The organism is Pseudomonas sp. B21-036, from assembly GCF_024748925.1.
GTDB classification, from domain to species: domain Bacteria; phylum Pseudomonadota; class Gammaproteobacteria; order Pseudomonadales; family Pseudomonadaceae; genus Aquipseudomonas; species Aquipseudomonas palmensis.
Window position 1 is genome coordinate 2,336,855 of record NZ_CP087178.1, and the last position, 26,402, is coordinate 2,363,256.

The following is a 26,402-nucleotide window of genomic DNA, read 5'->3' on the forward strand; positions in this document are numbered from 1 at the left end:
GCCGAGCGATACGTGCATAATCGCGGTTTCCTAACCAGGGATACCGAATTCGATATGTCTGCGAGCCCTGAAGCCGATCCGCTGCTGCCACGCAGCCTCGGCGCGCTGAAAATTTCCAGCCGCCAGATCACCTTGCTCAACGCCCTGGGCGAGTTCGGCAACCTGCGCCGCGCCGCAGCGGCCATGCACACCACCCAACCGGCGGCGAGCCTGCTGTTGCAGCAGTTGGAGGAGCGCCTGGGCGTACGCCTGTTCGAGCGCCTGCCCCGGGGCATGCAGCCCACCCTGTATGGCGAGGTGATGATCCGCTATGCCCAGGGCGCGCTGCACGAGTTCGAGCACGCCCAGGCGCAGATCGCCGAACTGGCCCGCGGTGCCATGGGCCTGGTGCGGGTAGGCACGGTGATGGGCCCGGTGCCGCGCCTGCTGACCGGCGCGGTGCTGGCCTACAAGCGCGACCACCCCAAGGTGCGCATCAGCATCGAGGTGGGCACCAGTGATACCTTGCTGCCGGCGCTGCTGCGCGGCGACTTCGACGTGGTGCTCGGGCGCCTGCCCGACCAGGGTGACAGCCAGGACCTGGACATCGAGCTGTTCGACATCGGCGAGCAGATGCGCGTGATCGCCAGGGCAGGGCACCCGCTGGCCGGCGCCGCGGCGCTGCAGCTGGCCGACCTGGTCAGCCTCACCTGGATCCTGCACCCGCTCGGCAGCCCCATGCGCCGGCGCGTGGAAAGCGCGCTGCAGGCCGGCGGCATGGTGCAGTCGCTGGACATCGTCGAGACCGCCTCGATCCTGGCCACCACCGCCATGCTCGAAGCCTCCGACATGATCGCGGTGGTGCCCAACGACGTGGCCGAGCATTATGCGCGCTATGGCATGGTCGCCATCCTGCCGGTGGAGCTGCCCATCAGCATGGTCAACCTGGGCCTGCTGACCCTGCGTTCGCGCCCACGCTCGGTGGCGCTGAACACCCTGCTGCATTACCTGCGGGCGCAATGACATGACCTGCGCCGCCACCTTCAGGAGGCACTGAGCCGATGCCCTCGGACATTACCCATTCCAGCTTCTGCAACTGGGTGCGCTTCAAGCACCTGGTGCTGATCGACACCCTGGCGCGCACGCGCAACATGCACGCCACCGCCTCGCGCATGAACCTCAGCCAGCCGGCCCTGAGCAAGATGCTGCGCGACCTCGAGGAGCAGTTCGGCTTTGCCCTGTTCGAACGCCTGCCGCGCAGCATGCCGCCCACCGAGCTGGGCGAGTACGTGGTGCGCTATGCGCAGAACGCGCTGGCCGACTCGCACACCTTCGTCGACCAGGTCAATCGCCTGCGCAAGGGCGGGCACGGCTTCATCAAGGTGGGCGGCATCTTCGCCGCCACCTCGGTGGTGCTGCCCCAGGCCATTGCCGCGATCAAGGCGCGCAGCCCGCTGCTGTCGATAGAAGTGGTGGAGCAGTCCAGCGACTACCTGCTGGCGATGCTCGAACAGAACAAGCTCGACCTGATGATCGGGCGCTTCACCGAACCGCGCTTCGCCCAGTTGTTCGACTTCCAGGCACTGGAGCCGGAGCCCTTCTGCCTGGTGGTCAACAGCAGCCACCCGCTCAACCAGCTCGAGATCACGCCGCTGGAGGCCCTGGGCGACTGGCCGTGGGTGCTGTACCCGGTCGGCACGCCGATCCGCGACCGCCTGGAGCGGGCGTTTCGCGCTGCCAACATCGCCACCCCCGCCGACAGCGTGGATACCATCTCGATGCCGATGTTCCTGCAACTGCTGCAGTCGGGGCCGATGATCGCCATGCTGCCGCGCTCGATGGTGGCGGCGCAGCTGGCCAGCGGTCAGTTTCGCGAGCTGCAGACCCCGCTGCACCTGGCACCGCTGGAGTACGGCATCATCACCCGCAAGGACCAGCCGCTGACCGGCTCGGCGCAGGTGTTCGCCGATATCCTGCTGGACTTCGCCCGCCAGCGCCGTCAAGCCGAGGGTCATAAAACGATCTATAAATGAAACAAGAATTCGCACTTCGATAACCCAGGGTTATCGCTTGATCGGATCATCTCATTGGGAATACGCCGGCCGGCTCCTTACAGTTGGTGCAGATTCGCCCGCACAAGACGGGCGTGATGCCATAACAAGAAGCTTGCCGTAGCGCCCTGAGAGGTCCCATGCACCTGATTGCCAGAACCCGCAGCAGCGAAGACCCTGCGGTCATCCGCCTCAACCCGCTGGACAACGTGCTGATTGCCCGCCAGGTGCTGCCCGAGGGCCTGCACCTGGACGCCGAGGCGGTCACCGTGCGCCAGTCGATCCCTTCGGGGCACAAGGTGGCCAGCCAGCGCGTGGAGCAGGGCGAGGCGCTGCGCCGCTATGGCCAGATCATCGGTTTTGCCTCGCAGCCCATCGAGGCCGGCGAACACGTGCATGTGCACAACGTGGAGATGGGCGACTTCGCCCGTGACTACGCCTTTGGCGAAGACGCCCACAGCGTGCCGGCCAGGGAAGCCTTCTTCGAAGGCATCGTGCGTGCCGACGGGCGGGTGGCCACCCGCAACTACGTGGGCATCCTGACCTCGGTGAACTGCTCGGCGACCGTTGCGCGCGCCGTGGCCGACCATTTTCGCCGCGATATCCACCCCGAGGCGCTGGCCGACTACCCCAACGTCGATGGCGTGGTGGCCCTGACCCACGGTGCCGGTTGCGCGGTCGACCCCAGCGGCGAAGCCCTGGGCCTGCTGCGCCGCACCCTGGGCGGCTATGCCGTGCACCCCAACTTCGCCGCCGTGCTGATCATCGGCCTGGGCTGCGAGACCAACCAGATCGAAAGCCTGATGCAGACCCAGGGGCTGACCGCCGGCGCCCAGTTGCGCGCGTTCACCATCCAGGGCATTGGCGGCACCTCCAAGACCATCGCCGCCGGTATCGAGCAGGTCAAGGCGCTGCTGGCCGACGCCAACCAGGTGCGCCGCGAGCCGGTCAGCGCCCGGCACCTGATCGTGGGCCTGCAATGCGGCGGTTCCGACGGCTATTCGGGCATCACCGCCAACCCCGCGTTGGGCAATGCGGTAGACCGCCTGGTGGCCGCGGGCGGCACCGCGATCCTGTCCGAAACCCCTGAAATCTACGGCGCCGAGCACCTGCTGACGCGCCGTGCGGTCAGCCGCGAAGTGGGCGAGAAGCTGATCGCGCGCATCCACTGGTGGGAAGACTACTGCCAGCGCATGAATGCCGAGCTCAACAACAACCCCTCGGCCGGCAACAAGGCCGGCGGCCTCACCACCATTCTTGAAAAATCCCTGGGCGCCGTGGCCAAGGCCGGCTCCAGCAACCTGGTGGACGTGTACCAGTACGCCGAGGCCGTGCGCGCCAAGGGGCTGGTGTTCATGGACACCCCCGGCTACGACCCGGTGTCGGCCACCGGCCAGGTCGCCGGCGGTGCCAACCTGATCGCCTTCACCACCGGTCGCGGTTCGGCCTACGGCTGCGCCCCGGCGCCGTCGATCAAGCTGGCCACCAACAACCGGGTGTTCGAGCACCAGGAAGAAGACATGGACGTGAACTGCGGCGGCATTGCCGACGGTTCCACCAGCATTGAAGAACGCGGCGCCTACATCTTCGAACAGATGCTGCGCATCGCATCGGGCCAGCGCAGCAAGAGCGAGCAACACGGCTACGGGCAGAACGAGTTCGTGCCGTGGCAGATCGGCGCCGTGACCTGATTGACCTTTCCGCACCCTTACAGAGGCGAAATGCACATGAGCTTTTCCGGACACAACTTCATCGCAGGCCAGCGCAGCGCCCTGGGCGACACACTGGTCTACAGCGTCGACGCCCACACCGGCGAACGCCTGCCGGGCGGTTTCCACCAGGCCACCCTGAGCGAAGTCGACAGTGCCGTTGCCGGTGCCAGCGCGGCCTTCCCGGTGTTTCGCAGCCTGCCGGCCGTGCGCCGGGCCGAATTTCTCGACGCCATTGCCGATGAACTCGACGCCCTGGGCGAGGACTTCGTGGCGCTGACCTGCCGCGAAACCGCGCTGCCAAGCGCACGCATCCAGGGGGAGCGCGGTCGCACCAGCGGCCAGATGCGCCTGTTCGCCAAGGTGCTGCGCCGTGGCGACTTCTACGGTGCGCGCATCGACCAGGCGCTGCCCGAGCGCACGCCGCTGCCACGTCCGGACCTGCGCCAGTACCGCATCGGCGTGGGCCCGGTGGCGGTGTTCGGCGCCAGCAACTTCCCGCTGGCATTCTCCACCGCTGGCGGCGACACCGCCGCAGCGCTGGCAGCCGGTTGCCCGGTGGTGTTCAAGGCCCACAGTGGCCACATGGCCACTGCCGAGCGCGTGGCTGAAGCGCTGCTGCGTGCGGCCGACAAAACCGGCATGCCGGCCGGCGTGTTCAACATGATCTTCGGTGGCGGGGTGGGCGAGGCGCTGGTCAAGCACCCCGGCATCCAGGCCGTGGGCTTCACCGGTTCGCTCAAGGGCGGCCGTGCCCTGTGCGACATGGCGGCGGCGCGGCCGCAGCCGATCCCGGTATTTGCCGAGATGTCGAGCATCAACCCGGTACTGGCGCTGCCGCAGGCACTGGCCAGCCGTGGTGCGCAGATGGCCAGGGAACTGGCCGCCTCGGTGGTGCAGGGCTGTGGCCAGTTCTGTACCAACCCGGGCCTGGTGCTGGGCATCCGCTCGCCGGCCTTCACCACCTTCATCGAGCAACTGGGCGGCCACCTGGCCGAACAGGCGCCGCAGACCATGCTCAACGCCGGCACCCTGGCCAGCTATGGCAAGGGCCTGCAGGCACTGCTGGCGCACCCCGGCATCCAGCACCTGAGCGGCCAGGCACAAGCCGGCAACCAGGCCCAGCCGCAGCTGTTCGGCGCCGATGTCAGCCTGCTGCTGGAACACGACGAGTTGCTGCAGGAAGAGGTGTTCGGCCCCTGCACCATCGTGATCCAGGTGGCCGACGACGCCGAGCTGCTGCGCGCCGTCAGCGCCCTGCGTGGCCAGCTCACCGCCACGCTGCTGGCCGACGGTGACGACCTGCCGGCCTTCGCCCAGCTGTTCTGCGTGCTCGAAGACAAGGTCGGCCGCGTGCTGGTCAACGGCTACCCCACCGGTGTGGAGGTGTGTGACGCGATGGTGCACGGCGGCCCGTACCCGGCCACCTCCGATGCCCGCGGCACCTCGGTCGGCACCCTGGCCATCGACCGCTTCCTGCGCCCGGTGTGCTACCAGAACGTGCCCGACGCGCTGCTGCCGGACGCCCTGAAGGACGCCAACCCGCTGGGTATCCAGCGCCTGGTCGATGGCCAGTACAGCCGCCAGGGCCTGGGCGATGTCTGAAGCCCGGCGCTACGACACGGCCACGCTGACCCGGTTCGTCGAACAGTTGTTCGAGGGTGCCGGGGCCGACGCCGAGGTGGCCCGGGTGGTGACCCGCGTGCTGCTCGAGGGCGAGCTGCTGGGGCACCGCACCCACGGTCTGAACCTGGTCAGCCGCTATGTCGGTGGCGTACAGCGCGGTGAGGTCAAGGCACGTGCCGCCGACCTCGAACACCTGCAGGGCAGCGGCATCGCCACGCTGTTCGACGGCCACTACGTGCTCGGGCCGTACTGCGTGGAGCGAGCCCTGGCATGCGCCGCGCAGGGTGCCCAGGCGCAGGGTATCGGCATCTCGGTGGTGCGCCGTGCCTCGCACATCGGCTGCCTGGCGGCCTACCTCAAGCCCTACACCGACCGTGGCCTGGTGGCCCTGCTGTATTCCTCCGACCCGTCGGTGGGGCTGGTGTGCGCCCAGGGCGGCATCGACCCGATCTACACCCCCAACCCGATTGCAGCGGGTATTCCGACCCAGGGCGAGCCGATCCTGCTGGATGTGAGCATGTCCAGCGTCACCCTGGGCCTGGTGGGCCAGTGCCGCGATGCCGGCACCACCTTGCCCCACGCCGTGCTGATGAGTAACGACGGCACGCCGAGCAACGACCCGCGCGACTTCTTCACCACGCCCCAGGGCAGCCTGCTGCCATTGGGCGGGCAGGCCTTCGGGCACAAGGGCTTTGCCCTGGCCCTGCTGGTCGAGGCGCTGACCTCGGGCCTGGCCGGGCACGGGCGCAAGGACGCGCCGCAGCAGTGGGGCGCCTCGGCCACCGCAGTGGTGATCGACCCGCGCTTCTTCGGCGGGCTTGAGGCCTTTACCGCCGAGAGCAGCTTCCTTGGCCAGTTGGTGCTGGCCAGCCGTCCGCTCGACCCGCAGCGCCCGGTGCGCCTGCCGGGCCAGGCCGGGCTGAAACTGCGCGAGCAGGCGTTGCGCGAGGGCCTGGGCCTGTCGCCGGCGGTGCTCGATGCGCTGAACCAGACCGCTGCGCAGTTGCAACTTGCGCCGCTTTCGCAATGACCGACCACCACAACAAGAGTGCACACATGACCAACCAGAACCAGGCGCACGCGCCTCTCGCACTGAGCAACGATCTCGCCGTGTTCGCCACCGGCAGCTGGGTAGGGCGGGTGTGGCTGCCCGAGCAGGGCCCGGCCGTGGTGCTGGTCAGGGCCGGCGCCGTGCATGACATCAGTGCCCATGTGGCCACCGTCTCGGCCCTGCTCGAACAACCCGACCCGGCCGCCTACCTGCGCGCACTGCCGCTGGGCGAGGCGTTGATCGAGCTGCCCGCGCTGCTGGCCAACAGCGACCCGCAGCAGCGCGATGCGCGCCTGCCATGGTTGCTGGCCCCCATCGACCTGCAGGCGGTCAAGGCCGCCGGCGTGACCTTCGCCGCCAGCCTGCTGGAGCGTGTGGTCGAAGAGCAGGCCAAGGGCGACCCGGCCAAGGCCGACGCGATTCGCGACACCCTGGTCAGCCGCATCGGCGCCGACCTGTCGCGTATCGTGCCCGGCTCGGCCCAGGCCGAAGAACTGCGCGTGCTGCTGGTGGAGCAGGGCATGTGGTCGCAGTACCTGGAAGTGGGCATCGGCCCGGACGCCGAAGTGTTCACCAAGGCCCAGCCGTTGTCGGCGGTCGGCCACGGCGCCGATATCGGCCTGCACCCCAAGTCCAGCTGGAACAACCCCGAGCCCGAGGTGGTGCTGGCGGTGTCGAGCAACGGCACCATCCACGGCGCCATGCTGGGCAACGACGTGAACCTGCGCGACTTCGAAGGGCGCAGCGCGCTGCTGCTGTCCAAGGCCAAGGACAACAACGCCTCGACCGCCCTCGGCCCGCTGCTGCGCCTGTTCGACGAGACCTTCAGCCTGGAGGACGTGCGCGCCGCCGAAGTCGACCTGCGCGTCGAAGGCCGGGATGGCTTCGTGCTGCAGGGGCGCAGCTCGATGCGCCAGATCAGCCGCGACCCGGTCGACCTGGTGCAGCAGACCCTCAACGAGAACCACCAGTACCCCGACGGCCTGGTGCTGTTTCTGGGTACCCTGTTCGCGCCCAAGCAGGACCGTGACCAGCCCGGCAGCGGTTTCACCCACAAGCTGGGCGATGTGGTCACCATCAGCAACCCGCTGCTGGGCAGCCTGTGCAACCGCGTGACCACCAGCGACCAGGCGCCACAATGGGCATTCGGCCTGCGTGCGCTGATCGAAAGCCTGAGCCGTCGTGGCTTGCTGGAGGTGGCAGTGACTGCACGCCAGCCCTGAGCGGGCGTGCGTATTCCAGGGATGACGTGTGGATGAAGGATCGCCTCGGCGTTTGACGCTGCAACAACAATAATAAAGGCCATCAGATGAACGCACTGAAGAAGTACCAACGCATCACCGTCGTGTTTCTGCTGTTGATCGGCATCGTCAACTACCTGGACCGCAGCGCGCTGTCGATTGCCAACACCTCGATCCAGCGCGACATGCTCATCAGCCCTTCGCAGATGGGCATCCTGCTGTCGGCCTTCTCCGTGGCCTACGCCTTTGCGCAGTTGCCACTGGGCCTGATCATCGACCGCCTGGGCAGCAAGATCGCCTTGGGCGCCTCGTTGCTGGCCTGGTCGGTGGCGCAGTCGCTGTGCGGGCTGGTCAACAGCTTTGGCGGTTTCATGGGCCTGCGGGTGCTGCTGGGGATCGGCGAGGCGCCGATGTTCCCCTCGGCGGCCAAGGCGCTGTCGGAATGGTTCGACGCCAACGAGCGGGGCACGCCGACCGGCATCGTGTGGTCGTCGACCTGCCTGGGGCCGTGCCTGGCGCCACCGTTGCTGACGCTGTTCATGGTCAACTTCGGCTGGCGCGGGATGTTCATCATCACCGGCGTGATCGGCATCGTGCTGGCGCTGTGCTGGTTGACGTTCTACAAGAGCAAGGCCAGGTACCTGGCCGAACTGGCGGCGCAGGGCCAGGCGCTGCCAAGCGAACAGCCGGCGCCGCGGGCTGACGCGGTGCAGGCGCCCAAGGCGTCGTACTTTGCCGGCTGGCTCGACCTGTTCAAGCACCGCAGCACCTGGGGCGCGGTGCTGGGCTTCATGGGCGTGATCTACATGCTGTGGCTGCACCTGACCTGGCTGCCGGGCTACTTCGAGCGCGAGCACGGGCTGAACCTGTACGACACCGCGTGGGTGGTATCGCTGGCCTATGGTTTCGGCGCGGTGGGCACCATCGTGGCGGGGCGGTTCTGCGACCTGCTGGTACGGCGTGGCATGAGCGTGCTGGCCAGCCGCAAGTTCAGCGTGATCACCGGGCTGGTGCTGGCGGCGCTGTTCACCTTGCCGCTGTCGTATGTGAGCGGGTTGACCGGGTGCGTGATACTGCTGTGCCTGGCGCTGTTCAGCATCAACATGGCCAGTGCCACGGCGTGGATGATCGTCAACACCATCGTCGACAGCCCGCGGGTGGCCTCGTTTGGTTCGATCCAGAACTTTGGCGGCTACATTGCAGGGTCCGTGGCGCCGATCGTGACCGGGTTCAGCATCCAGTATTCGGGCTCGTTCAATACCGCGTTCATGATCAGTGCGGTGGTGGCGCTGTGCTCGGCGCTGGCGTACTTCCTGTTGCTCAAGGCGCCGATCGGCGGGGCGGATGAGCCGGCGGGGCAGATGGCCGGGGCTACCCAGTAGGACAGGTGGCGAGCGCTTCGCGCTCGTTCGCTGGCGTGCCAGCGAAGAGGCCGGTGGTCTTCGCTCCTCTGCCATTCATCCACCCAATCGCACCCTGGCGCACCCGGGCCCTCAAACCCCCTGAATGGCCCGTGACACGGGCCCGCATTCAACCGGATCGAGGGTGAGCACCATGCCCCAGGGAAGCAAAGCCAAGTACACCGCCGAGCAGAAACGCAAGGCGCAGCACATCGAAGAAAGCTACGAGCAAAAAGGCACGCCCAAAGCCGAGGCCGAGGCGCGTGCCTGGGCCACGGTGAACAAGCAGTCTGGCGGTGGCGAGAAAAAGGGCGGCTCAGGTCGCAGCACCCCGGCCGGCGAAAAGCACGCCGCTGCCTCCGACTCGGCCAAACGCGCCGCCAGCACCCGCGCCGGCCACGCGCGCACCTCCACCACCTCGTTGGCCAGCCAGACCAAGCAAAGCCTGCTCAAGGAGGCGCGCAGCAAGGACATCAAGGGGCGCTCGAGCATGACCAAGGCGCAGCTGATCGAAGCGCTGCACGCCCACCACTGAACCCGCCCGACGCTGACCGGCGAGGCTGCCGGCCAGCGTCACGGGCTCAGGCCACCACGCCGTCGTCGACGATGGCCATCGGCAACTCGATGCTGCTGTCGCCAGGCGTGAGGATGACCTTGCGGCACTCCTGCTCCTTCTTGTCGAAGATCCTGTAGCCCTCGGCCGCCTGCTCCAGCGACAGGCGGTGGGTGATGATGGTTTCCGGCGTGAGCGCGCCGGTTTCGATGTAGCCCAGCAGTTCGGGCAGGTAGCGCTGCACGTGGGTCTGGCCCATGCGAAAGGTCAGGCCCTTGTCGAACGCATCGCCGAACAGGAAGCCGTGGATGAACCCCGAATACACCCCCGGCACACTGACCACACCGCCGCGCCGGGCTGCCGCGATGCACTGGCGCAAGGCCTTGCCGCTGCTGCCCTCGAGCTTGAGCGCGGCCAGTACGGTTTCGGTGGTGCTGCCCTTGGCCTCGAAGCCCACCGCATCGACCACACCATCCACCCCGCGCATGCCCGGGGTCTGGCGGATGATGGTATCGGCCGGGTCGTCGTCATCGTCGAAATTGATCGGGATCACGCCATACGCCTGCTGCGCATAGGCCAGCCGGTAGGGGTGGTGGTCGACCATGAAGATGCGTTCGGCGCCGAGCATCCGCGCCACCGCCGCGCACAGCAGCCCGACCGGCCCCGCGCCGTAGATGGCGAGGCTCGAACCCTGGCCGATCTCGGTGTTCTTCACCGCCTGGAAGGCCGTGGGCAGGATGTCGGACAGAAACAGCACCTTCTCGTCGCTCAGCGTGCCCGGCACGCGGAACGGACCGGTGTTGGCCTTGGGTACGCGCACGTACTCGGCCTGGCCGCCGGGTACGCCACCGTACAGGTGGCTGTAGCCGAACAGCGCTGCGCCAGAGGGGATGAGCTTCTTGTTGAGGATCGCCCCGCGCCCGGTATTGGTGGTCTCGCACGCGGCGAACAGGTCCTGCTGGCAGAAGAAACAGCTGCCGCAGGCAATCACGAACGGGATCACCACGCGATCGCCCGGCTGCACCGCGGTCACCCCGGTGCCGACTTCCTCGACCACGCCCATGAACTCGTGACCGAAGATATCGCCGTCTTCGACCGCCGGGATCTTGCCGCGGTACAGGTGCAGGTCCGAGCCGCAGATGGCGGTGGCGGTCACCCGCAGGATCAGGTCGTCGGGTTCTTCCAGAATGGGGTCGGTAACGGTATCGACCCTGACGTCGTGGGCGCCGTGGTAGGTGAGTGCTCTCATGGTCTCTCCAGCTTCGCGTAAGTAGGTGCAACACAGAGGGGCGCGCCCCGGCGCACAGGGCGCCGGGGCGACACTCAGGGCCTGAAGCCCAGGCCGTCGGACAGGTCGGCAGGCCCCTCGCGGGGGGCCTGCGCGGCAGCTGCCGGCGCGCTGGCGTCGGCGTTGTGCACGGCCTGGGTGGCGTCGGCGTACAGCGCCTTGCCGGTGCGGGTAACCTTGTCGGCCAGGGCATCGCGGGTTTCGCCCATCAGTTCGTCCTCCTTGCGCGTGCCGGGCAATGCCGCGCCCAGGGCCGCGCCGAGGGCGATGCCGATGGCGGCCAGCACCAGCGGCTGGTCCTTGAGCAGGTGGTCGAACTGGCCCTTGAGCTGCGCGGCCTGGGCCTGCACCCGGTCGCTGGCGTGATGCGCGGCCTGGCGCACCTTGTCGGCCGAGCTGCCCAGGCTGTCGCCGGCGTCGCGCGCCTTGTCGTGGGCCACGTCCGAGGCGTGGTGCAGGTGCTCGCCGGCCTGGGCCATGGCGCCCTTGATGCCGCTGGCAGCGTCGCCCAGCGTGTCGGCCAGGCCGCTGCCGCCAAAGGTCGGGGAGCCGGGTGAGAAGGGGCGGTTCTGGTTCAGTGCCAGCCACGCCAGGCCCACGCCGGTGAGCACGGTGGGCACCGGGTTGTTCTTCAGGGTGGTCCCCAGGTTCTGGAAGAACTCGCCGCCGTTGCCCTTGAAGTACGCCATGCCCTGGTCGATCAGCTGGCCGGGGGTGAGGCGGTGTTCCAGCGAGTCCACCAGGTGGCTGATGCTGGCGCGCTTGGCGTCGATCTCCTGCTCCAGGGTTTCCGGGCTCTTGTGCGATTCGGCTTCGAATGAGGTGCTCATGAGACTTTCCTCTTCAGTGCGTCCTTGTCCTGTTGCAGGGCATGCAGGGTGCGGTCAGGGGTGAGGTTGGACGGGTCGAACTGCTTCTTGCCGGCCTGCAGCATCATGAAGCCGATGACCAAAGTCACCGCGCCCACGATCAGCGCCGCCAGCCAGGGCGCGACCACGTAGGCCAGGCCGTACACCGCCGCCATCAGCAGGATGATCAGGCCCGCCAGCAGCACCATGGCGCCGCCGGCCACGGCGGCTGTACCGGCCTTGAGGGTGGTCAGGCTGCGTTGCAGTTCGGCCTTGGCCAGTGCCAGCTCTTTGGTGAACAGCTCGGGCACTTCACGGGTGAGCTGGCGCAGCAGGCTGCCGATGCTGGTGTTGTCGTGCTCGCCCGGTGGCGCGGGGGGCAGGGTATCGAGTGGGTCGCGTTCCATCACACACCTCCCTTGAAGCTGTCCAGGGTGTTGGGGCCATCGGCCAGGGTGCGGCCGAGCGGGTCGGCGGGCACGGGGTTGTCGCGCAGCGGCGGTACCGAGCTCTGGTAGGGCGCGCTGGCACCGTAGGCCTGCGTGGGGGGGCCCGACGCGGTCGGGTGGCTGCTGCTGGCGCGCAGAAAGCGCGACAGGCCAAAGCCGATGGCGACGCTGCCGGCCAGGAACAGCGTGGGGTTGTCGCGGGCCAGTTGCGCGCCCTTGTGCACCAGGTCCTCGATGCTGTTGTCGCGGACCTGGTCGGCAAAATCGCCCAGCCCGCTGGCCAGTTGCGCCATGTACTGCGCCAGCCCGAGGGAATCCTTGCCTTCAAGGGCCGAGGCTGCCGACTGGGCGCCTTCGACCAGCGAGTCGAGCTGTTCGGCGGCCAGGTCGCGATACTGCTCGTACTGTCTGGCGCCGTGTTCCCTGGCGTCGTCGAGCAATGCCCCGGCGTCTTCGGCCAGGGTGTGCAGGTGTTCCTGCGGGGTGCCCTGGGGCGACTGCGAGGCGTCGCCGTGGGCCGACTGATCAGTCCCGTTCATTGTGGTTCTCCCTTACGTTCGGATAAACGCCGGGCACACTGCGCTGATTGCCAAGCACTGTTTTACGGACTCTCAGGCGGATGACGATGGACGTGGCGGCAGAGTTCAAGGCAAGTGACAGGTGACTGCCAAGGGCACGACCAAAGGTGGGGCGGGCCCGCCCGGCGGCGGGCCTGGGGAAGGGGTCAGTGGCTGGTGGTATTCTTGAGGGCCTTCATGTAGTTGGCCTTGAACGCCTGCATCTGTTCGCCAAGGGCCTCGAGTTCGGCCTTTTTCAGCAGCTTGCGGGCCTGCGGGAACATCTCGGACTCTTCTTCCTCGATATGGTGTTCGAGCAGCTCTTTCACCACCTTCACGCGGCCGGTGAACTCCGGGGTCGACGGGTCGGTGGTCTTGAGGTCGGGCAGCACCAGGGAGTCGACGGTGCGGTGCTCTTCCTTGGCCTCGTAGTACATCACGTCCTGTTCCTTGCCGCCGGCCTGCTTGAACGCCGGGTAGAGGATCTGCTCCTCGATCTCGGTGTGCACGGTGATTTCCATCTCCAGTTCGGCAAGCAGCTGGGTGCGCGTCTTGACGCCGCGCTCGGTGGATGCGCTCAGTTTTGCCAACAGGGCCTTTACGCGCTTGTGATCGGCTTCGAGCAGTTCAATGGCATTCATGGTGATCTCCGGTGGCGGGTACGGTGGCGTGTTCGCCTCGGTAGTCGTTGCATCAACGGTGCCAGCCTGCACCGCTGGAAAAACCTCGCTGAATCAACGGCGTCGCCCGCGCATGGGCAGCGTCAGGCTTGCAAATTGCCCGAAACGGCCACCGGATCATGCAGTTTGGATGAAGGCACACTGCCCACGCTGCCTCAGCGAAGTGGCGTGGGCATGCAATCAGCGCTTGCGCTTGGGCAGCACCGCGCTGAGCACCTGCTTGGCGGTCTGGGTGATCACGCCGGCTTCGTCGGGGTCGCCCTTGAGCAGGGTGGTGGCGAAGTTCTTCGCCTGTTGCACGGTGATGTGCGGCGGCAGGGGCGCCACGTTGGGGTCGGTCTTGAACTCGATCAGCACCGGGCAGTCGCTGGCCAGGGCCTGCTCCCAGGCGGCGGCAACGTCTTCTTCACGCTCGACGAAAATGCCCTTGAGCCCGATGGAGATGGCAAACAGGTGGTAGGGCACGTCGGGAATGTTCTGCGAAGCCTCGAACTTGGGGTCGCCCTCCATTACCCGCTGCTCCCAGGTGACCTGGTTGAGGTCCTCGTTGTTGAACACCGCGCAGATCCAGTTCGGGGTCTGCCACTGACGCCAGTACTTGGCCACGGTGATCAGCTCGGCCATGTTGTTCATCTGCATGGCGCCGTCGCCCACCAGCGCGATCACCGGGCGCTCGGGGTGGGCGAACTTGGCCGCGATGGCGTAGGGCACGGCCGCACCCATCGAGGCCAGGCCGCCGGACAGCGAGCACTGCATGCCGCGACGGATCTTCAGGTCGCGGGCGTACCAGTTGGCGCACGAACCCGAGTCGCTGGTGATGATGGCCTGGTCGGGCAGCCGCGGGGACAGCTCGTGCACCACCCGCTGCGGGTTGATCGGGTTGGCGCTGACCAGGGCGCGTTTTTCCAGGGTCTTGTCCCAGCGGGCGCGCCAGCCTTCGACCTTCTTGCGCCAGCTGCGGCTGGTCTTGCTGTCGAGCAGCGGCAGCAGGGCGCTCAGGGTTTCGGCCGCATCGCCCACCAGGTTGACCTCCATCGGGTAGCGCAGGCTGAGCATGTCGGGCTGGATGTCGATCTGCACCGCGCGGGCCTGGCCCTCCTTGGGCAGAAACTCGGCGTAGGGGAAGCCCGAGCCGATCATCAGCAGGGTGTCGCACTCCTGCATCAGCTTGTAGCTGGGCTCGGTGCCGAGCAGGCCGATGGCGCCGGTGACCCAGGGCAGTTCGTCGGGCAGGGCGGCCTTGCCCAGCAACGCCTTGGCCACGCCGGCGCCGAGTTTTTCGGCCACGGCGATGACCTCGTCGGTGGCGTTCAGCGCGCCCGCACCAACCAGCACGGCGACCTTCCTGCCCGCATTGAGGATGTCGGCGGCGCGTTGCAGGTCGGCCTCGTAGGGCACCACCCTGGGCTTGCTGTAGCCGACGCCCGAATGCAGGGTGCCGTGGGCACGGGCGGGTTCTTTATAGGGCAGGTCCTGCAGGTCGTTGGGCAGGATCACCGCCGTGACGCGGCGCTCGCCCACCGCCGTGCGCACGGCACGGTCGATCAGGTGGCGTACCTGGGAGGGTTCGGAGGCCTGCTGCACGAAGGCGCCGGCCACGTCCTTGAACATCGACAACAGATCCAGTTCCTGCTGGTAATGGCCGCCCAGCGCGGTGCGGGCCTGCTGGCCGACGATGGCGAGCACCGGCATGTGGTCCATGCGCGCATCGTAGAGGCCGGTGAGCAGGTGCGAGGCGCCGGGGCCGGAGGTGGCGATGCACACCCCCAGCTCGCCGGTGAACTTGGCATGGGCTGCGGCCATGAACGCGGCCATTTCCTCGTGCCGCGCCTGGATGAATTCGATCTTGCCCCGGGCCCGGTCGAGCGCGCCGAACACGCCGTTGATGCCATCGCCAGGGTAGCCGTAGATACGTCGCACGCCCCATTGATACAGCCGCTCAACCAGGAAGTCGCCCACTGTCGTCGTCATTCGATCCCTCACGTTTACAAGTGATAGTCAGAGGTCTGGACCGGGCGCGCGCGCAGAAAGTTTCAACTGTCGAGCGTGGCGACGACTATCGCGGCGGGGGCATTTGAAGGCATATTGCCGTGCCACCCGGCGTGCGCTGCACGCTTTACCAGAACAACCAGAAGAGGCAGAACGTGGTGCAACGGCGGCAGTTCAGCGGTGCCCTGCAGGGCTCGAACCTGCGTTTTGTAGGCGGGCAGGGTCACGGCAGCGGGCCCCGAGCGCGGGTGGGCTTTGTGCTGCTCGAACATTTTTCGTTGCCGGCCTTCACCCAGGCGCTCGATACCCTGGTCACCGCCAACCTTATCCAGGCCGATGCCTTCGTCACCACCACCTTCAGCCTTGACGGTGCCTCGGTGGTCAGCGACCTGGGGCTGGTGATCTGCCCGGATGCGCCGCTGGGTTTGAAGACGCTCGAAGGCCTGGACCTGCTGGTGGTGTGCGGTGGCCTGCGCACCGTGCTGCGCCCGCTGCCGGAGCTGGCGCTGTTGCTGCAACGGGCTGCGCAGGTGGGGGTGGCGTTGGCGGGGCTGTGGAATGGTGCCTGGTTTCTGGCCCAGGCCGGCCTGCTCGATGGCTACCAGTGTGCGGTGCACCCGGAGAACCGTGCAGCGCTGGCCGAGCTGGCCAGGCATAGCCAGGTGACAGGGGAGAGCTACACGGTGGACCGAGACCGCCTGACGGCGGGCAGCCCGGCGGGGGCGTTCAACATGGTGCTGGAATGGATCGGCCAGCGTCATGGGCGTGGCCTGGTGGATGCCGTGGTCGATATCCTGGCCTACGAGGCCTCGCGCTTTCGCCGGGTGCAGCCGACCGTGCACCAGAACATGAGTGCGCCGCTGCGCGAGGCGATCAAGCTGATGGGGGCCAACCTTGAAGAGCCGCTGAGCCAGGTGCAGTTGGCGCAGTATGTGGGGTTGTCCCGGCGTCAGATCGAGCGGCTGTTCCAGTCGCAGCTGGGGACCACGCCGGTCCGTTACTACCTGGAGTTGCGCATTACCGAGAGTCGCCGGTTGTTGCAGCACTCGGACCTGGCGTTGATCGATGTGGCCCTGGCGTGCGGCTTTGTTTCGCCCAGCCATTTCAGCAAGTGCTACACCTCTTTTTATGGGTACGGCCCGTCGAAGGAGACGCGATTTGGCTGTGTGAACGGGCCGCAAAAGCCGGATATGCCGTAAGCCATGCGGTAACCACCTGTTTTTTCGTTATTTTTTATCGTTGGGGGCTTCCCTGACGAAGCGAAAGTTGGTACATTTCCGCTCATTCCTGCCGAGGCCTTTCATGGGCCTCCAGTTGCATCACAGGGGCGTCGCCAAGCGGTAAGGCAGCAGGTTTTGATCCTGCCATGCGTTGGTTCGAATCCAGCCGCCCCTGCCATTTTTCTCGTATCAACCTTCCCCAACTATCAAAAAAACTGCTTTATTGCGGTCGGCTTCCGTTCGTGCTGCGTTTCGCTGCCGGGCCAGCGGCGCCAAGGCTGCAGGCCATGGCGCTCGGTTTAAACAACGCAGGTTCAAACGCTGGTCGCAGGGCTAGTGATCGTTGTGCTTGACCTTGCGCACCCGCACCAGAATCAACCCCAGCACGCCGATGGCCAGTGGCGCCATGCCCAGCAGTGCGTCCCGTGCGCTGACCTGCAGCCCCATTACCGTCAGGCCTGAATAGATCAGCTTGAACAGGTTGAGCAGGTAGTAGGTGATGGCGATGATCGACAACCCTTCCACTGCGCGCTGGATCTTGATCTGGGTGTCAGCGCGGGTGCTCAGGCTCTTGAGGATCTCCGCGTTCTGCTCCTCCATTTCCACCTGCACCCGTGCCTGCAGCAGGTCGCCCAGGTTGGCCACGCTCTTGGCCAGCTGGTCCAGGCGCTGTTCGGTCACGGCGCAGTAGCGCACCGTGGGCTTGAAGCGCCGTTCGATGAAGATACCCAACCGCTGGCAATCGCCCAGGTGGCTTTCGCGCAGCTCGCCCAGGCGCTCGAACACCAGTTGCGCATAGGCCTGGGTGGCGCTGAAGCGGTGGCGGGTCTTCGCGGCGCTGCGCACCATCTGCGCCGACAGCCCGGCAATGTCGCCCAGCAGTGCCTTGGCGTTGCCCGGCTGCGGGTCGGCGTTGCGCTCGGACAGGCTCACCAGGGTTCTGTCGTAGGCATTGAGCTCCACGCTCAGGGCCTTGGCGGTGTCCAGCGACAGCGAGGCCATCATGCGGTAGGTCTCGATCTCCAGCAGGCGCCGGATCATGCGGCCCTGGCGGTAGGCATTGAGGCGCCTGTTGACGAACAGGAAGCGGTTGGTGCCGTCCTCGCCCAGGCGAAAATCGCTCCATACCCGCGCATCGCCCCCGCCAATGCACGAGCCGCACGGGTCCTTGAAACCGTAGCGCGACAGCTCGCCGGCAAATGCCGCGTCGTTGTGCACCATGATCTGCACGGCATTGATCAGGTACGGCAAAAAGGCATCGACCCTGTCCATCAGCAGCGCGGGCAGGGGCTGCCAGGCCGGCGTCTGCTCGGTGGTGGTGACCACCAGGGTGAGGGTGACGAACTCGGCGTGCCGTTCCCATTTCAGGGCGTGGCCTTGCAGTCGGGTGATGCCCTGCACGGCGCCTGGGCTCACCGGCTCCGGGCAGCACTGCTGCAGCAGCGCCTCGCAACGTGCGTCGTCGCTGAGAAAGGCCAGGTGGTAGACGTGGGCGGGCTCGTCGAAGTACAGCGAGGGGCGGGCGTGCAGCTCGTTGTGCAAGGTCTTGCGCTGTGGGTGCATGTAGATCAGGCCATGTTGGAATTGTTCTTGGCGCTTTCGATGATGCCCGTGACGAAGGTGATCAGGGCCTGGGTCAGGCCCTGTTCGCTGACCTGCACCCCGCGCCACTGCGCGTGCCCGTACAGCATGCCGATGACGGCATGGGTGACGAGGCCGATCGCGCCTCCCTGGCGCCCGTCGCGTGCACACTCGCTAGCAATGATGCCGCTCAGGATCGACGCATGGCTGCGGTTGAGCGCGTCAATCTGCAACTGCTGTTCGTGGGACAGGTTGACGTACTCGCGAGTCACCAATTGCACGCGATGGGCGTGCGCCAGGTTGAACCGCACAAACGCCTGGACGAAGCGCTGCAGGCGTTCTTCGGGGGTTCTGGCGCCTTTCATGCAGCGTTTTGTGTCGAACACCAGGTCGGCCAGGGTCGACTCGATCAGCTCGAACAACAGGCACTGCTTGTTCTCGATGTGGTGGTACAGCGAGCCGGCACGCAGGCCCAGATGGCTGGCCAGGTCGCGCAGGCCGATGGCCTGGTAGCCGCGGGTGGCGAACAGTTCGGTGGCCGCGTCGAGCAGGCGGTCCCGGGGCGAGCAGGCAGTAGCGGCAGCGGGCATGGCGCAGTCCTGTATGGGCATCGAGCGGGGCAAATTCGGTTTGACCAAATGTAAGACAACAGGCATCTTACGTAAAGACTAATGCGCGGAGGTGGTTATGGAAGGTCAGACGGTCGTAATCGTTGGCGGGGCTTCGGGTTTGGGCCTGGAGACCGCCAGGTTGATGGTCAAGCGTGGGGCACGAAAAATCGGCTTGATCGATCGCAATGAGCAGTTGATGGCCGAGGCGGCAAGCACCTTGCGCGCCCTGGATTGCGAGGTGGCCACGGCGGCGGCGGACATTTCGCGCCAGGCCAGCGCCCATGCAGCCTTCGGGCAGGTCGTCGAGGCGCTGGGGCGGGTGCACTGCCTGGTCAACAGCGCGGCGATCTACCCGCGCCAGGACATCTTCGAGATCACCGACGAAGAGTGGGACCTGGAAAACGCGGTCAACATCAAGGGCACCTACCACATGATGGTCGCCGCCGTGCGCCACATGCAGGGCTTCGTCGCGGCGCCGCAGGTGACCGGGCGCATCGTCAACGTGACCTCGGTGGACGCCTTCAAGGCGCACCCGCAGAACGCCCACTATGCCGCCACCAAGGCGGCGGTGGTGAGCCTGACCAAATCCTTCGCCCAGGCCTGTGCCAAGGACCAGATCCTGGTCAACTCGGTGGCGCCGGCCGGCTTTGCCACCGAGCGCGCCCGCCAGCTGGGTTTTCTCGGCGAGCTGGCCGCCGCCAACCCGCTGGGCCGCGCGGCGGAACCTGCAGAGATCGCCGAATGGATCGTGATGATGGGCAGCAGCCGCAACAGCTATGCCACGGGTGAGAACGTGATTGTCAGCGGGGGTTACATCTATGCCTGAAGCAGCCGCATTACCGGCGTCCTACCGCTGTGCACTGGTGACCGGTGCCACCAGCGGCATCGGCAAGGCCATCGTGCTGGCCCTGCGCGATGCCGGCCTGCAGGTGATTGCCGTGGGCCGCAGCCGCGAGGCGCTGCAGGCGCTGGGCCAGGAGCAGGGCGTGGTGACGGTGGAGGCCGACGTGCGCCAGGCCGACGCCTTTGCCCAGGTGCTGAGCCAGTACCCGGTGGACGTGCTGGTCAACAATGCCGGGGTGCTGTCGAGCCGAGCCGCGTTCCAGGACATGGACCCGGCCGAGATCGACACCATGCTCGACATCAACCTCAAGGCGCCCCTGCACCTGACCCGTCAGGTGCTGCCGGGCATGGTGCAGCGCGGCCATGGCCACCTGTTCTTCATCGGCTCGAGTGCCGGGCGTGCGCCGCACCCCGGGGCGGCGGTGTATGGTTCGTCGAAGGCCGGCATCAGCCTGTTCTGCGACGCGCTGCGCTGCGACCTGCTGGGCAGCGGGGTGCGGGTGACCGAAATCGCCCCGGGTCGCGTGCAGACCCAGCTGTACCGCACCGCCATGGGCATGCAGGCCGCGGGCAGCGAGCTGTATGACGGCTACGCCTCGATCATGCCCGAGGACATCGCCCAGCTGCTGCTGGCGGCCTTGCGCCTGCCCGAGCAGGTGGACGTTTCGCGTCTGGAGGTGTTCCCCACGGCCCAGGCCGTGGGCGGCGCGCGGATGGTCAAGACGCTCGGCTGAGGCAGGCGGTGCCGGTGCGCACGGCGCATCGGCACGCCAGCCCGGGCGAGGGTGGAAAAGCGTGGTGTTAGTGCTTGACCACCTGTAAGACAACATATAACTTACATTAAGCCCGCCAACCAGTCGGGTGTGACAAGCACAAGAATTCAGGGGAACGACGATGACTGCTACAGCATGCCGAGTCGGCGTGGACATAGGTGGGACCTTTACGGATATCGCGCTGGATGTCGGCGGGGTGTTGCACTCGACCAAGATTCTGACGGACTACGCATTGCCCGAGCGTGCGATCCTCACGGGTGTGCAGGCGGTCGTCGACGCGGCAGGCCTGAAGCTGTCGGATATCGAGCAGCTGATCCACGGCACCACCCTGGCCACCAATGCCCTGATCGAGCGCCGCGGCGCGCGCACTGCGTTCATCACCACCGAAGGTTTTCGCGACACGCTGGAGATGCGCACCGAAAACCGCTTCGAGCAGTACGACATCAACATTGCGCTGCCACCGCCGCTGATCGAGCGCGAGCACCGCTACACCCTGCGCGAGCGCCTGGACGTACGCGGCAACGTGCTGATCGCCCCGCAACAGGCCGATATCGACGCGCTGGTGCAGCGCATCGGCGAGGGCGACTACCAGAGCGTGGCCATCGGCCTGATCCACAGCTACATCAATGGTGCCCACGAGCGCCTGTTGCGCGACGCCCTGCAGGCGCGCCTGCCACACCTGTCGATTTCGATCTCCAGCGAAGTCTCGCCGCAGATGCGCGAGTTCGAACGCTTCAACACCGTGTGCGCCAACGCCTACGTCAAACCCCTGATCAAGTCGTACCTGGACCGCCTGGTGGTCACCCTCAAGGCCGCCGGCGCCGATTGCCCGGTGTTCATGATCCATTCCGGCGGCGGCATCATCTCGGTGCAGAGCGCCGCCGAGTTTCCGGTGCGCCTGGTGGAGTCGGGCCCGGCGGGCGGGGCGATCTTCGCCGCCGACATTGCGCGCAAATACGCGCTCGACGCGGTGGTGTCGTTCGACATGGGCGGCACTACGGCCAAGATCTGCCTGATCGAGAACCAGGTGCCCAAGACCGCCAAGACCTTCGAGGTGGCGCGCACCTACCGCTTCAAGAAGGGCAGCGGCATGCCGATTTCCATCCCGGTGGTGGAGATGGTCGAGATCGGCGCCGGCGGCGGTTCCATCGCCAGCATCGACAGCATGCGCCAGATTCGTGTGGGCCCGCACAGCGCGGCGTCCGAGCCGGGCCCGGCCTGCTATGACCGCGGTGGCCTTGAGCCGACCATCACCGATGCCAACCTGCTGCTGGGCCGCCTGGATGCCGACAATTTCGCCGGCGGCGCGCTGCGCCTGTCGGTCGACAACGCCGCCAGCGCGGTGGACCGGGTGATCGGCCAGCCGCTGGGCATGGACCCGCGCACCGCAGCCTTCGGCATCTGCGAAGTGGTCGACGAGAACATGGCCAACGCCGGCCGGGTGCACGCGGTGGAGAGCGGCAAGGACATTGCCGACTACACCATGATCACCTTTGGTGGCGGTGGCCCGCTGCACGCTGCGCGCCTGTGCGAAAAGATGGGTGTGTCGCGCTTTCTGGTGCCGGCCGGTGCCGGGGTAGGGTCGGCCATCGGTTTTCTGCGTGCGCCGTTCGGCTATGAAGCGGTACGCAGCGCCTTCGTGCGCCTGGCCGAGTTCGAGGCGGGGCAGGTCAATGCACTGATCGACGACATGAAGGCCGAGGCCCTGGGCTTCCTGCGCCAGGGCATGCCCGAGGGCGAGCCGGAGATGGAGTGCACCGCGTTCATGCGCTACGTCGGCCAGGGCTGGGAGATCCCCGTGAGCCTGCCGTTCAAGGCTTTCAGCAACAGCGACACGGCGCAGTTCAAGACGCTGTTCGAGGCGGCCTACACGGTGTTCTTCGGCCGCCCGATCGAAGGCCCGGACGTGGAGATCGTCAGCTGGTCGGTCAAGGCCAGTTCGCCCTTGCCGCCCGTGGCGCTGGCCAGCCAGGTCAAGGCCTCGCACCGCGCCCACGAAGTGGCGCGTCGCCAGGTGTTCGACGTGGTCGCCGGCGGTTTCGTCGATGCCGGCATCTACCAGCGCGAAGCGCTGCAGGCCGGTGCGCGCATCGATGGCCCGGCGATCATCGCCGAGCGCGAAACCTCGACCTTCGTGTCGTCCTCGTTCACCGCCACGGTCCAGCCCGACGGCTGCCTGCTGGTCGTCCGGCGCTAAGCCGCATTCGTTTGGAAGGCGATAACCCATGAGCGAAACAATGATCGATATTCAAATGCAGGTGATGTGGAACCGCCTGGTGTCGGTGGTCGAAGAACAGGCCCTGACCCTGATCCGCACCGCGTTCTCCACCAGCGTACGCGAAGCCGGCGACCTCTCGGCCGGGGTGTTCGATCGCGCCGGCAACATGCTGGCCCAGGCCGTTACCGGCACCCCCGGCCACGTCAACACCATGGCCGAGGCGGTGGTGCACTTCATCAACGACATCGGCCCGGACAACATCTTCGAAGGCGACGTGTACGTCACCAACGACCCGTGGAAGGGCACCGGGCACCTGCACGACATCACCATCGTCTCGCCCTCGTTCTACAAGGGCCGGCTGATCGGCTACTTCGCCAGTACCGCCCACGTGGTGGACATCGGCGGGCGCGGTTTCGGCCCGGATGCCCGCGAGGTGTACGAGGAAGGCCTGTTCATCCCGATCATGAAGCTGTTCGAGCGCGGCCAGGTGAACCGCGACCTGATCAACATCCTGCGCAACAACGTGCGCGAGAACGACCGCGTGGTCGGCGACTTCTACGCACTGTCGGCCTGCAACGAGACCGGGCACAAACGCCTGCTGAGCATGCTCGACGAGTTTGCCCTGGACGACCTGGAGCACATCGGCGGGTTCATCCTGGAGCACAGCCGCCGCGCCACCCTGGAATGCTTCAAGTCGCTGCCCCATGGCACCTACCACAACAGCATGACCCTGGACGGCTACGACGTGCCGGTGACGCTGGCTGTGACCCTGACGGTGGGCCCGGACGGCATTCTCACCGACTTCAGCGGCACCTCGGGCATGAGCCAGTTCGGCATCAACGTGCCGCTGGGCTACGCCAAGGCCTATGCCTGCTACGGGCTCAAGTGCATCGTGGCGCCGGAGATCCCCAACAACAGCGCCTCGCTGGAGCCTTTTGCGGTCACTGCGCCCGAGGGCTGCATTCTCAATGCCAAGCACCCGGCGCCGGTATCGGTACGCCATGTACTGGGCCACTTCGTGCCCGACCTGGTGCTGGGTGCGCTGCACAAGTGCCTGCCCGGCCAGGTGCCGGCCGAGGGCGCCAGCGCACTGTGGAACCTGCACCTGAGCGTGCGCCCGCTGGACAGCAACCCGACCGGGCGCAACGCCGAGATGCTGATGTTCAACAGCGGCGGCATGGGCGCGCGCTCCGGCATGGACGGCCTGAGCGCCACTGCGTTCCCCAGCGGCGTGCACACCATGCCGGTGGAAGCCACCGAACAGGCCGGCCCGGTGGTGGTGTGGCGCAAGGAACTGCGCGAAGGCTCTGGCGGTGCCGGCCTGCTGCGCGGCGGCCTGGGCCAGGAAATCGAGGTGTCGGCCGCCGAAGGCTACAGCTTCCGCTTCAGCGCCATGTTCGACCGCATCCAGTACCCGGCGCGTGGGCTCGAGGGGGGCAAGGAGGGGGCCCAGGGCTACGTGGGCCTGGACGACGGCACCCTGCTGCGCGGCAAGGGCCAGCAGTTCGTGCCGGCCGATCGGCGCCTGGTGCTGCGCCTGCCGGGTGGCGGCGGTTACGGCGACCCGCGCCAGCGGCCACGCCACGAGGTGGCGCGCGACCTGCGCTTTGGCTACATCAGTGCCAGCCAGGCACGCGACGACTACGCCTTCGAACCCGGCCAGGAGGGCTGACCCATGGACTTTCAGAGTGCCCGTGTGCGGGCGGTGAAAAGCTCGCCGAGCATGGCGGTATCGGTGCTGGCCAAGCAGATGCTGGCCAAGGGCGAGCCGGTGATCAACCTGAGCCTGGGCGAACCGGACTTCAATACCCCGGCCCACGTGATCGAGGCCGCGCACCAGGCGATGCTCGAGGGCAACAACCACTACACCGCGCCCAATGGCCTGGAGGTGCTGCGCCAGGCCATCGTCGACAAGTTCGAGCGGGAAAACGGCCTGCGCTACGCACTGGACGAAATCTGCGTGGGCAATGGCGCCAAACAACTGTTGTTCAATGCGTTTCTCGCCACCCTGGAGCAGGGCGATGAAGTGCTCACGCCAGCGCCGTACTGGGTGTCGTACACCGACATGGCGATGCTCAACGGTGGCGTGCCGAAGGTGGTGCCGTGCGGCGCCGAACACGGCTTCAAGCTGGATGCCGCGCGCCTTGAGGCCGCCATCACCCCGCGTACCCGCTGGCTGATGCTGAACTCGCCGAACAACCCCTGCGGGGCGATCTACAGCCGTGAAGAGTTCGCGGCCCTGGGCGCCGTGCTGGAGCGCCACCCCCGGGTGCTGGTGATCTCCGACGAGATCTACGAGCACATCGTGCTGGGCAGGCAGCCGTTCGTGTCGTTCGTCAGCGCCTGCCCACACCTGCGCGAGCGCACCCTGCTGATCAACGGCGTGTCCAAGGCCTACGCCATGACCGGCTACCGCCTGGGCTATGCGGCCGGGCCACGCGAGCTGATCGTGGCAATGAACAAGACCCAGTCGCAGACCACCACCTGCCCGTCGACCATTTCGCAACTGGCGGCTGCTGCGGCGCTCAACGGCCCGCAGGATTTCGTGCGCCAGGCCAATCGCGAGTACCAGGCCCGAGGGGCGCTGGTGGTCGAGGGCCTGGCGGCCATCGAGGGGCTGAGCCTGCAGATGCCCGAGGGCGCGTTCTATGCCTTCCCGCAATGCGCCGCGTTCATCGGCAGGCGCACGCCGGACGGGCAGGTGATCGAAACCGACGCCGACCTTGCCAGCTACCTGCTGCGGGTGGGCAAGGTGGCCACGGTGCCGGGCTCGGCCTTTGGCCTCGAACCCTACATTCGCCTGTCGTTCGCCACCTCGCGCCAGGAGCTGGAGCAGGCCCTGGGGCAGCTGCGCGATGCGTTCGCGGCGCTGGCCTAGTAACGACAAACCGACTTTCACGAGGTTTCAAGCATGAGCAAGCCGTTCAAACGTTTGTTGATCACCGGTGCAGCCGGCCGCCTGGGCAGCGTGTTGCGCAAGCACATGCAGGCCTTTGCCGACGAGCTGCGCCTGACCGATATCGCCGACATGGGCAGCGCCGCGCCGCACGAAGAGCTGGTGCGCTGCGACCTGGGCAACCTGGCCGATGTGCTGCCGCTGGCCGAGGGCGTGGATGCCATCATCCATGCCGGCGGCGTGCCGGTGGAGGACACCTTCGCGGCGATCCTCAACGGCAACATCGTGGGCACCTACAACATCTATGAAGCGGCGCGCCAGCATGGCGTCAAGCGCGTGATCTACACCAGCTCCAACCACGCCATCGGCTTCTATGACCGCACCGAAACCATCGACGCCAGCGCAGCGCACCGCCCCGACAGCCTGTACGGGGTGAGCAAGTGCTTTGCCGAGGACCTGGGCCGCTACTACTGGGACAAGTTCGCCATCGAGTCGGTGAACCTGCGCATCGGCTCCTCGTTCCCCGAGCCGCTGGACCGGCGCATGCTCGCCACCTGGCTGTCGTTTGCCGACTTCGCGCAGCTGTGCGAGCGCTCGCTGCTGGCGCCACGGGTCGGCCACATGATCGTGTACGGCATGTCCGACAACCGCGAAACCCTGTGGGACAACCGCCTGGCGTCCTCCCTCGGCTACGTGCCCAGGGACAGCGCCGACGACTACCGCGAGAAGGTCCTGGCCGAGCACCCGCCGCTGGACCCGAACGAGCCGGCAGCGCGCTACCACGGCGGCAACTTCGCCGGCGCCGGCCACTTCGAAGACCCGAAATGACCTTTTCCGAG

The 26,402-nt window shown here is 66.9% G+C and carries 23 protein-coding genes and 1 tRNA gene; 16 read left to right on the forward strand and 8 right to left on the reverse strand.

Annotated elements, in window-relative coordinates:
* Positions 1-54: 54 nt before the first annotated feature.
* From LOY33_RS10430 to LOY33_RS10465, 8 genes are all read left to right on the forward strand, one after another.
* Positions 55-1,002 (forward strand): LysR substrate-binding domain-containing protein, encoded by a 948-nt coding sequence (locus tag LOY33_RS10430; RefSeq protein ID WP_054914325.1) that lies wholly within the window; start codon positions 55-57, stop codon positions 1,000-1,002.
* A 38-nt stretch (positions 1,003-1,040) separates the two neighbouring features.
* On the forward strand, positions 1,041-2,012 hold the full coding sequence (locus LOY33_RS10435) for a LysR family transcriptional regulator (protein WP_043864069.1): 972 nt from the start codon (positions 1,041-1,043) through the stop codon (positions 2,010-2,012).
* A gap of 158 nt (positions 2,013-2,170) precedes the next feature.
* Entirely contained in the window at positions 2,171-3,721 is a 1,551-nt protein-coding gene (locus LOY33_RS10440; RefSeq protein ID WP_043864068.1) for a UxaA family hydrolase, read from the forward strand.
* A 36-nt stretch (positions 3,722-3,757) separates the two neighbouring features.
* Positions 3,758-5,344, forward strand: coding sequence for an aldehyde dehydrogenase (NADP(+)) (locus LOY33_RS10445; RefSeq protein ID WP_258662568.1), 1,587 nt, complete (start codon positions 3,758-3,760; stop codon positions 5,342-5,344).
* Positions 5,337-6,395, forward strand: a complete 1,059-nt coding sequence (locus LOY33_RS10450; RefSeq protein ID WP_054914328.1) for an Ldh family oxidoreductase — start codon at positions 5,337-5,339, stop codon at positions 6,393-6,395. The genes LOY33_RS10445 and LOY33_RS10450 overlap by 8 nt, the downstream gene beginning before the upstream one ends.
* 26 nt (positions 6,396-6,421) lie before the next feature.
* The gene (locus LOY33_RS10455) at positions 6,422-7,639 is read left to right on the forward strand and encodes a fumarylacetoacetate hydrolase family protein (protein ID WP_123753253.1); all 1,218 of its coding nucleotides are present in this window, start codon (positions 6,422-6,424) and stop codon (positions 7,637-7,639) included.
* Positions 7,640-7,725: 86 nt separating this feature from the next.
* Entirely contained in the window at positions 7,726-9,039 is a 1,314-nt protein-coding gene (locus tag LOY33_RS10460; protein WP_054914329.1) for an MFS transporter, read from the forward strand.
* Between the two features lie 172 nt (positions 9,040-9,211).
* Entirely contained in the window at positions 9,212-9,592 is a 381-nt protein-coding gene (locus tag LOY33_RS10465; protein ID WP_043864065.1) for a hypothetical protein, read from the forward strand.
* Between the two features lie 46 nt (positions 9,593-9,638).
* Here the strand turns inward: LOY33_RS10465 and LOY33_RS10470 are convergent, their stop codons facing one another.
* The 6 genes from LOY33_RS10470 to LOY33_RS10495 form a co-directional block, all read right to left on the reverse strand.
* On the reverse strand, positions 9,639-10,859 hold the full coding sequence (locus LOY33_RS10470; protein WP_116053687.1) for a zinc-dependent alcohol dehydrogenase: 1,221 nt from the start codon (positions 10,857-10,859) through the stop codon (positions 9,639-9,641).
* Positions 10,860-10,933: 74 nt separating this feature from the next.
* The gene (locus LOY33_RS10475; protein WP_258662572.1) at positions 10,934-11,728 is read right to left on the reverse strand and encodes a DUF3618 domain-containing protein; all 795 of its coding nucleotides are present in this window, start codon (positions 11,726-11,728) and stop codon (positions 10,934-10,936) included.
* Positions 11,725-12,153 (reverse strand): phage holin family protein, encoded by a 429-nt coding sequence (locus tag LOY33_RS10480; protein WP_078481157.1) that lies wholly within the window; start codon positions 12,151-12,153, stop codon positions 11,725-11,727. The genes LOY33_RS10475 and LOY33_RS10480 overlap by 4 nt, the downstream gene beginning before the upstream one ends.
* A complete protein-coding gene (locus LOY33_RS10485) occupies positions 12,153-12,734 on the reverse strand; it encodes a hypothetical protein (RefSeq protein ID WP_258662574.1) in 582 nt (193 codons plus the stop codon). Before LOY33_RS10485 ends, LOY33_RS10480 begins: the two co-directional genes overlap by 1 nt.
* Before the next feature lie 185 nt (positions 12,735-12,919).
* The gene (locus tag LOY33_RS10490; RefSeq protein ID WP_043864060.1) at positions 12,920-13,393 is read right to left on the reverse strand and encodes a hemerythrin domain-containing protein; all 474 of its coding nucleotides are present in this window, start codon (positions 13,391-13,393) and stop codon (positions 12,920-12,922) included.
* Positions 13,394-13,612: 219 nt separating this feature from the next.
* On the reverse strand, positions 13,613-15,403 hold the full coding sequence (locus LOY33_RS10495; protein ID WP_043864059.1) for a thiamine pyrophosphate-requiring protein: 1,791 nt from the start codon (positions 15,401-15,403) through the stop codon (positions 13,613-13,615).
* A 176-nt stretch (positions 15,404-15,579) separates the two neighbouring features.
* Between LOY33_RS10495 and LOY33_RS10500 the strand changes: the two genes are divergently transcribed.
* Together LOY33_RS10500 and LOY33_RS10505 are read left to right on the forward strand one after the other, a co-directional pair.
* A complete protein-coding gene (locus LOY33_RS10500; protein ID WP_244988720.1) occupies positions 15,580-16,620 on the forward strand; it encodes a GlxA family transcriptional regulator in 1,041 nt (346 codons plus the stop codon).
* Between the two features lie 124 nt (positions 16,621-16,744).
* Positions 16,745-16,819, forward strand: a tRNA-Gln gene (locus tag LOY33_RS10505).
* 155 nt (positions 16,820-16,974) lie between these two features.
* Here LOY33_RS10505 and LOY33_RS10510 read toward each other — a convergent pair.
* Both LOY33_RS10510 and LOY33_RS10515 read right to left on the reverse strand, forming a co-directional pair.
* On the reverse strand, positions 16,975-18,204 hold the full coding sequence (locus tag LOY33_RS10510; RefSeq protein WP_054914334.1) for a DUF3422 domain-containing protein: 1,230 nt from the start codon (positions 18,202-18,204) through the stop codon (positions 16,975-16,977).
* Between the two features lie 5 nt (positions 18,205-18,209).
* Positions 18,210-18,812: a TetR/AcrR family transcriptional regulator gene (locus LOY33_RS10515; RefSeq protein ID WP_054914335.1), complete on the reverse strand. Its 603-nt coding sequence runs from the start codon at positions 18,810-18,812 to the stop codon at positions 18,210-18,212.
* A 97-nt stretch (positions 18,813-18,909) separates the two neighbouring features.
* On the opposite strand from LOY33_RS10515, the gene LOY33_RS10520 reads away from it, so the two are divergent.
* The 6 genes from LOY33_RS10520 (at position 18,910) to LOY33_RS10545 (ending at position 26,391) form a co-directional block, all read left to right on the forward strand.
* Positions 18,910-19,659, forward strand: coding sequence for an SDR family NAD(P)-dependent oxidoreductase (locus tag LOY33_RS10520; protein ID WP_043864056.1), 750 nt, complete (start codon positions 18,910-18,912; stop codon positions 19,657-19,659).
* Entirely contained in the window at positions 19,652-20,410 is a 759-nt protein-coding gene (locus LOY33_RS10525) for an SDR family oxidoreductase (protein WP_078481155.1), read from the forward strand. The genes LOY33_RS10520 and LOY33_RS10525 overlap by 8 nt, the downstream gene beginning before the upstream one ends.
* A gap of 160 nt (positions 20,411-20,570) precedes the next feature.
* Entirely contained in the window at positions 20,571-22,646 is a 2,076-nt protein-coding gene (locus tag LOY33_RS10530; RefSeq protein WP_043864054.1) for a hydantoinase/oxoprolinase family protein, read from the forward strand.
* A gap of 40 nt (positions 22,647-22,686) precedes the next feature.
* Positions 22,687-24,339, forward strand: a complete 1,653-nt coding sequence (locus LOY33_RS10535) for a hydantoinase B/oxoprolinase family protein (RefSeq protein ID WP_236171901.1) — start codon at positions 22,687-22,689, stop codon at positions 24,337-24,339.
* 3 nt (positions 24,340-24,342) lie between these two features.
* Positions 24,343-25,545, forward strand: coding sequence for an aminotransferase class I/II-fold pyridoxal phosphate-dependent enzyme (locus LOY33_RS10540; protein ID WP_043864052.1), 1,203 nt, complete (start codon positions 24,343-24,345; stop codon positions 25,543-25,545).
* A gap of 33 nt (positions 25,546-25,578) precedes the next feature.
* Positions 25,579-26,391: an NAD(P)-dependent oxidoreductase gene (locus tag LOY33_RS10545; protein WP_043864051.1), complete on the forward strand. Its 813-nt coding sequence runs from the start codon at positions 25,579-25,581 to the stop codon at positions 26,389-26,391.
* Positions 26,392-26,402: the final 11 nt, after the last annotated feature.